Origin of the sequence: Enterobacter sp. SECR19-1250 (genome assembly GCF_013391025.1) — a bacterium.
GTDB classification, from domain to species: domain Bacteria; phylum Pseudomonadota; class Gammaproteobacteria; order Enterobacterales; family Enterobacteriaceae; genus Enterobacter; species Enterobacter cloacae.
The window spans coordinates 23,118-29,295 of sequence record NZ_JACASJ010000064.1 but is presented as its reverse complement, the minus strand read 5'-3'; the positions used below and the strand labels follow the sequence as shown (position 1 = coordinate 29,295).

General features: G+C 53.0%; 11 protein-coding genes and 1 tRNA gene. All 12 read left to right on the top strand.

The window, feature by feature from the left end; translation table 11 throughout:
• Positions 1 to 271: 271 nt before the first annotated feature.
• Positions 272 to 727 (top strand): YbcN family protein, encoded by a 456-nt coding sequence (locus HX884_RS16575; RefSeq protein ID WP_039024849.1) that lies wholly within the window; start codon positions 272 to 274, stop codon positions 725 to 727.
• Positions 727 to 864, top strand: a complete 138-nt coding sequence (locus tag HX884_RS16570; RefSeq protein ID WP_178328492.1) for a hypothetical protein — start codon at positions 727 to 729, stop codon at positions 862 to 864. Before HX884_RS16575 ends, HX884_RS16570 begins: the two co-directional genes overlap by 1 nt.
• 25 nt (positions 865 to 889) lie before the next feature.
• Entirely contained in the window at positions 890 to 1,189 is a 300-nt protein-coding gene (locus tag HX884_RS16565; RefSeq protein ID WP_045346687.1) for a hypothetical protein, read from the top strand.
• The gene (locus tag HX884_RS16560; protein WP_178328491.1) at positions 1,182 to 1,814 is read left to right on the top strand and encodes a recombination protein NinG; all 633 of its coding nucleotides are present in this window, start codon (positions 1,182 to 1,184) and stop codon (positions 1,812 to 1,814) included. Before HX884_RS16565 ends, HX884_RS16560 begins: the two co-directional genes overlap by 8 nt.
• A gap of 109 nt (positions 1,815 to 1,923) precedes the next feature.
• Entirely contained in the window at positions 1,924 to 2,613 is a 690-nt protein-coding gene (locus tag HX884_RS16555; RefSeq protein ID WP_058650879.1) for a bacteriophage antitermination protein Q, read from the top strand.
• Between the two features lie 98 nt (positions 2,614 to 2,711).
• Positions 2,712 to 2,786, top strand: a tRNA-Asn gene (locus HX884_RS16550).
• Positions 2,787 to 3,375: 589 nt separating this feature from the next.
• Positions 3,376 to 3,681 (top strand): phage holin family protein, encoded by a 306-nt coding sequence (locus HX884_RS16545; protein WP_129318762.1) that lies wholly within the window; start codon positions 3,376 to 3,378, stop codon positions 3,679 to 3,681.
• A complete protein-coding gene (locus tag HX884_RS16540; protein WP_178328490.1) occupies positions 3,668 to 4,108 on the top strand; it encodes a lysozyme in 441 nt (146 codons plus the stop codon). Before HX884_RS16545 ends, HX884_RS16540 begins: the two co-directional genes overlap by 14 nt.
• The gene (locus HX884_RS16535) at positions 4,105 to 4,575 is read left to right on the top strand and encodes a lysis protein (RefSeq protein WP_280925296.1); all 471 of its coding nucleotides are present in this window, start codon (positions 4,105 to 4,107) and stop codon (positions 4,573 to 4,575) included. The genes HX884_RS16540 and HX884_RS16535 overlap by 4 nt, the downstream gene beginning before the upstream one ends.
• Before the next feature lie 19 nt (positions 4,576 to 4,594).
• A complete protein-coding gene (locus HX884_RS16530) occupies positions 4,595 to 4,960 on the top strand; it encodes a Gp49 family protein (RefSeq protein ID WP_178328489.1) in 366 nt (121 codons plus the stop codon).
• 185 nt (positions 4,961 to 5,145) lie between these two features.
• Positions 5,146 to 5,730: an HNH endonuclease gene (locus tag HX884_RS27660; RefSeq protein WP_375138602.1), complete on the top strand. Its 585-nt coding sequence runs from the start codon at positions 5,146 to 5,148 to the stop codon at positions 5,728 to 5,730.
• Between the two features lie 94 nt (positions 5,731 to 5,824).
• Positions 5,825 to 6,043, top strand: a complete 219-nt coding sequence (locus tag HX884_RS16520; protein ID WP_045898247.1) for a hypothetical protein — start codon at positions 5,825 to 5,827, stop codon at positions 6,041 to 6,043.
• Positions 6,044 to 6,178: the final 135 nt, after the last annotated feature.

Sequence of the window (6,178 nt, the reverse complement as noted above, 5' to 3'; positions counted from 1 at the left end):
TAAGCGGCTCGTTGAGCGAAGCGCGGAGGCCAGAAATGCCTAACCCATTCGACGCATAACAAACAGGCCTCTTCGGAGGCCTTTCTCTTCAGTTGATTTTGTTGAATCAACCGTCCATACTTTCTTTGCTGATGGACTGAACACCCATTGGTGACTTCTGCGCATTTAAGGGGACTTAAATGCGACCACAACTTGAACGTATCACCTTGTCACAGATGCAGAAATGCACCTGCGATTTTCTGCATTCTGCGGTTTCCGGGAAGGAGGCCGTATGATTATCCCCAAAGACGGCATCAAGCTACACCGTGGAAACCTTGGTGCTATCACTCAGCATCTGAAGCCTCTCCTCGAAAGTGGCAAGTGCTTCCGCCTGCAACTCAAAGACTGGCACGAGAAGAGAAGCCTTTCTCAAAATAGCTTGAGCCATGTCTGGTACGAGGAAATCAGCGATTACCTGATCAAGTCTGGGCGCACTGACGCCACGCCTGCATGGGTAAAGCGCAACCTCAAAAAGACCTATCTCGGTTATGAAGAGGTTGAATACACCGACTTCGTGACCGGAATTAAGACGATTGAATTAGAGCTGCGCCACACGTCCGATCTGGACACTGGCGACATGCACCATTTCATGTGCCAGGTGGAAGGCTGGTGCGCTCAGTTTGGCCTGGTGCTCACAATCCCTCAAAGCAGCGAATTTCAGGTGCTGCGCGATAAGCAGGAGGCATGATGTCTACTCCACTTTCCCGCGTCATCACAAACGAAATCTTCCGCGTTCCGGCGCGCCGCCAGCGTAAGCCCGTGGTTAAGCCGTCCGACATCCCTACCATGAAAGACTACACCGCCCGCTTGGTGGATCAGAAATAGCTGCGTCTCGCGGCACGGAGGAATCATGCGTGAATTAAAAGTTGATGGTCTCGCCCTAATCATCAAAAGCAGAATTCCTGAGAATGTCGGCGCAACAGTGCGTCTGGTTGAGTATCTCGGGATGATTAAAGGCGCTATTTCTGAAGAAAGATTTGAAGCGTGGAAAGTCGAATCCGCTAGCGGTGGCAATCTGAGCGGTTACTTGCCTGGAGGGCTGATCGTTTCCTGGCCAACTGTTAATTGCCCGGCAAAATGGCTGATGCCTATAGATGGTGGCGATTTTTCAAATGAACTGGCATCTGACAAGGAGAAGTCACATGCGTAAACCATCCCGCCGTAAGTGCAAAGTATGCGGTGAATACTTCGTGCCGAAATTCCACGATATCCGGATCCGCTGGTGCTGCCCGGAACACGGCGCAATCCTCGCAATGGAAGAACGCGAGAAGGAGAAGGTGAAGGCCGCCGCTAAGCGCATCAAGGAGCGCAAAGAGAAAGAGCGGGCGGATCGCCGGGACCTGAAAGCGAGAAAGGTGGCGCTAAAAACGAAACCGCAGTGGAGATCTGAAGCGCAGACAGCTTTCAATCGGTACGTCCGTCTGAGGGATGCTGGTAAGCCGTGCATCAGCTGCGGCAGGCTGCCGGAGCAGAAGTTTGGCGGAACCATGGACTGCGGCCACTACCGCACCCGCGGCGCAGCGGCGCACCTCGCTTTCAACCTTCACAATACCGCAGCCCAGTGTGTCTATTGCAACCGGGATCGCGACGGCGCGCAAAAGGCATTTGAACAGGGCCTTATCGAGCGCATCGGTGCCGAAAAAGTTGAGGCGATAAACAACGATAACTCCGTCCGCCGCTTCGACATTCCATACCTGCAGCGCATCAAATCCATCTTCACCCGTAAAGCCCGCGCGCTGGAGAAACGCCGGGCCCGCCGACAGGAGGCCGCATGAACCACGCCGATTTCCTGCGGTACCAGGCAGAAAGCGTTAAGCGCGCCAGCATGCCGCCAGTAGCAAACTACAGCCAGACCAAAACCAATCAGCCACAGAAGGAAGCCGCATGAACAGTCAGCAACTGGAATACGTACGTCAGCAGCTCATTGTGGCGACCGCAGACCTCAGCGGGGCGACGAAAGGGCAGCTGGTAGCTTTCGCCGAGAACGCGCAATTCACCGCGACGGCGCGCAGCCGGGGGCGTAAGAAAATCACCGATCCGGTCACCGGCCGAAAAGTGAACCCAGACGGCCCGGCGATGAGTGGCAGCCAGTCCCGCGCCAAGGGATCATCTATCGCGCTTGTCAGCCCAGTAGAGTTTGGCACTGCGTCATGGCGCCGCGCTGTCCTGTCGCTGGAAGACCAGCAGAAAGCATGGCTGCTATGGAACTACAGCGAGAACATCCGCTTCGAGTACCAGGTAGCGATCACCCAGTGGGCGTGGGCAGAGTTCCGGGAGCAGCTCGGCGCGAAGAAGGTGGCTGGCAAGACGATGGAGCGCCTGAAGAAGCTGATCTGGCTGGCGGCGCAGGACGTCAAAACGGAGCTGGCGGGGCGGGAGACGTACGAATATCAGGCGCTGGCGGAGCTGGTTGGCGTAACACCAAAGAACTGGTCAGAGACGTTTACGGACCGCTGGGTTGAGATGCGTCGCATCTTCCTGCGCCTGGACAGCGGAGCTTTGTTGCAGGTTACGCGATCACGTTCACAACAAAAGGCGACAAATTTCGACAGAAGTCTTGCAAAACTGGATTGAAACGCATATATTTCATGTAAATCTGATATCGTCGCCATAGCTTCGTAGGTCGACAAAAAATTACAAGCCTCGCCATCGTGCGGGGCTTTTTCGTTTCAGGGTCAGAAGCACAGCGGTTGTGCGTTCGGCTGTTAACCGAATGGTCGAAGGTTCGAATCCTTCCTGTCCCGCCAAATTCGCCGGTCTAGTTCAGTGGCAGAACGGCAGCCTTGTAAGCTGCGCGTCAGAGGTTCGAATCCAGCCAGATGAGCCAAATTCTAATCTGGTGTAATTCCACCATTTCGAGGATGTCCTCGGTATGGTTACAATCCCGCCCCATCCCCTAGCTGTGTGGGATTTACCGCATTTGTGATGATGCCGATATGGTGCATAACTGACTCGCGATTAGGTTGTGTCGTCAGCTCCACGAAACGGAGTCCATAACAGCAAAAGCCACTACCATATTGTGCATAGTAACGGAATGACGCATACGGAATAGTGGAGTGGTTTTTGCGTTGTGGTGAATGTTCTGATGGCGTCGTAAAGCGATAGCCGTGAATGCCGGATAGCAGCACCGGCCACCACAAACCAAACCCACTACCTGGGACCCTTCGGCCAGAGAGCCGACATTGCCTTACCCTCATCTTCCCGGCCTGTCGCCGGGTTTTTTATTCCAGGCCCCGGGAACCATCATCGACACGCCTACTTGTTAAATCGTCCCGAGGGCCTGATCCCTTACTACAAACAGCACCCCGTTTTTTCGGAGGTGATATGGCTAAACGTATGCAAGATAAAGAAAGCATTGCCGGAGTGTCATGGCTGATTGTCCTTGCTCTGTCATGCTGGGGCGGCCTGGTCCGATACCTTATTGACGTGAAGCAGAACAAAGCCGCCTGGAGCTGGGTCAATGCGCTGGCGCAAATTGCAGTGTCCGGCTTTACCGGTCTTATTGGTGGCCTAATCAGCGTTGAAAGCGGGCTTAGCCTTTACATGATCCTGGTTACTTCTGGTATCAGCGGGGCGATGGGGTCCGTGGCACTGACGTACTTCTGGGAACGACTGACGGGGATGAAGAATGCAAACCAGTGAGAAAGGCATTGCCCTGATCAAGCAGTTCGAAGGCTGCAAACTCACCGCCTACCAGGACAGCGTCGGAGTGTGGACGATTGGATATGGCTGGACCAAGCCTGTAGACGGCAAACCGATCCGTGCCGGTATGACGATCAAGCAGGAAACAGCAGAACGCCTGCTGAAGACCGGACTGGTCAGCTATGAAAGCGACGTGTCTCGCCTGGTTAAAGTGGGGCTAACTCAAGGGCAATTCGACGCCCTGGTGTCGTTTACGTATAACCTCGGAGCCCGGTCACTGTCGACATCGACCCTTCTGCGAAAACTCAACGCCGGTGATTATGCTGGCGCTGCCGATGAGTTCCTGCGCTGGAATAAAGCTGGCGGTAAAGTCCTGAAGGGCCTGACCCGTCGCCGGGAGGCGGAGCACGCTCTGTTCCTGTCGTGATTGGCGCACTGGTCAAGCGTTACTGGTTGCTGTTGCTGGTGATGGTTGTAATCGGCGTGCTGGTGTTCTTCGTGAACCACTACCGCGATAATGCCATCACCTACAAAGACCAGCGCGACAAAGCCACCAAGAATCTCCGCCTGGCTAACGCCACCATCAAAGATATGCAGGTGCGCCAGCGGGATGTCGCTGCGCTGGATGCCAAATACACGAAGGAATTAGCTGATGCGCAAGCTGAGAATGACAGGCTTCGTGCTGATGTTGTCGCTGGTAAGCGTCGGCTGCAAATCGCCGCCACCTGCTCCAAAGACGAAACCACCGGAGCCACCGGCCTGGTTGATGGCTCAAGCCCTCGACTTACAGCAGATGCTGAACTCAATTATTGGCGTCTCAGAGACGGGATCGCCACAGTCACAAAGCAACTGACCGGCCTGCAGGAGTATGTCCGGACGCAGTGCCTGAAATAACCACCACGAGGTCACAATTATGAACGACCAGCAAATTGAAGAAGAAATCGTAGCCAAAGGCAAAACAGCGCCGCGAGTTACGCCTGAGCATATCCAGTCACTCATCACTGGAGAGTATTACTTCTCTGCAGAAAATGGCGTGAATGGAAATATCCATAAGCAGGATGAGTTAACCCGCCTTACCGGTTATCACGGCGAGCTAAAGCTTCTGACCTTCTGTGTTCTGGTGCTTAAAAATGGCTTCACAGTTACCGGTGAAAGCGCTTGCGCCAGTCCGGAAAACTTCGATGAAGAAATCGGTCGCAAGATTGCTCGCCAGAATGCGGTGAACAAAATCTGGATGCTCGAAGGTTATCTGCTGAAAGAAAAACTCTCCGAGCTGTAGCCATTCCAAAGCGTCCTATCCCGGGCGCTTGATAATGATCTGTGTAACCCCGCAAGGATGGTGAAACGAACAGTCAGGCTTCGCTCAGGCGAGGCCTTTTTTATGCGCGCAATCTAGGCTGATCCCCGAAAAGACGCTGCGCCTGCGTCCTGGTTGCGCACTCCAAAGGCGATAGCGAGGCGGCTATGTTCACTGTGGAATACCTGAAATCGATTAAATCAAGAGAGCCTATAGTGTCCAGAATTATGAAAAAGGTTGAGATTCGACCTGAAACAGGGTGTTGGATATTCAAAGGCTCGAAAGATAGATGCGGTTATGGATGCATTAAAATTGGCAAGCACCAGCTCGGGGCGCATAAGGTTGCTTATTTGATGCTTGTTGGGGATTACGACCAAAAGAACCTTGAGTTAATGCATCGCTGTGACAACCCGTCTTGTGTTAACCCGTCTCATTTATCACCGGGAACACATAAAGAGAACATGGATGACTGTCTCAGGAAAGGTAGGCACACATCGCAGAGAGGTGTTTTTATTAAACCTCTTTGCGGTCGTCAGGCTGAGTATGCAAGTTCAAAGCTAATAATGACGTGTTCGCCAAGAAAAATGGCGACTATGAATAACGAAAAAACATATGCAGGTAGTTTTTGCAAATTGCATACCGACAACAATTTAAGGGTTACCTCTAACGGCGCTTGTTGCTTTTGCCAGGCGCATTATCAAAAAAGCAAGAGAACCAACTGCGACACCAAATCAATGAAGTGCATTTTCTAAAGAGATTTATCACATCTTGCTGACGGGTAAGCCGTAAGTGGCTAAGCACTTCTGAGAAGCAGGGCAACAGCTGCGACAAGGCAAAGAGGTAATCATGTCCGACATCTACCAAATCACGCTAACCACCCAAACAGGCGAAACCTTCACGGGCAAGATGTCACGACGTCAACCTGAGCTGGTTAACGGCTTTGTGCCGCTGGCGACGGAAACGGGCGAGTGGCTGTATTTTGCTCCGGCCGATGTGAAGCGCGTGCAGTTCACGCCAGTACCAGCAGAGGAACAAATCAATGGCGACGTGCAGGCTGTCAGTTGAAATCAAAAGCAGGTGGTGGGTTCCTGTCTATCTCAGGACGCTGACAGTGTTCTGCTTAATGATGCGTTGCGAGCCTGATTACCAAAAGGTGGGTAACTTTCTCGTTAAGCATGGCATTAGCCAGAAGTTGAAGTA

Excerpts from the sequence above, each read along its gene's own strand:
- HX884_RS16575 (WP_039024849.1), top strand. The coding sequence starts at position 272 with ATGATTATCCCCAAAGACGGCATCAAGCTACACCGTGGAAACCTTGGT.
- HX884_RS16570 (WP_178328492.1), top strand. The coding sequence starts at position 727 with ATGTCTACTCCACTTTCCCGCGTCATCACAAACGAAATCTTCCGCGTT.
- HX884_RS16565 (WP_045346687.1), top strand. The coding sequence starts at position 890 with ATGCGTGAATTAAAAGTTGATGGTCTCGCCCTAATCATCAAAAGCAGA.
- HX884_RS16560 (WP_178328491.1), top strand. The coding sequence starts at position 1,182 with ATGCGTAAACCATCCCGCCGTAAGTGCAAAGTATGCGGTGAATACTTC.
- HX884_RS16555 (WP_058650879.1), top strand. The coding sequence starts at position 1,924 with ATGAACAGTCAGCAACTGGAATACGTACGTCAGCAGCTCATTGTGGCG.
- HX884_RS16545 (WP_129318762.1), top strand. The coding sequence starts at position 3,376 with ATGCAAGATAAAGAAAGCATTGCCGGAGTGTCATGGCTGATTGTCCTT.
- HX884_RS16540 (WP_178328490.1), top strand. The coding sequence starts at position 3,668 with ATGCAAACCAGTGAGAAAGGCATTGCCCTGATCAAGCAGTTCGAAGGC.
- HX884_RS16530 (WP_178328489.1), top strand. The coding sequence starts at position 4,595 with ATGAACGACCAGCAAATTGAAGAAGAAATCGTAGCCAAAGGCAAAACA.
- HX884_RS27660 (WP_375138602.1), top strand. The coding sequence starts at position 5,146 with ATGTTCACTGTGGAATACCTGAAATCGATTAAATCAAGAGAGCCTATA.
- HX884_RS16520 (WP_045898247.1), top strand. The coding sequence starts at position 5,825 with ATGTCCGACATCTACCAAATCACGCTAACCACCCAAACAGGCGAAACC.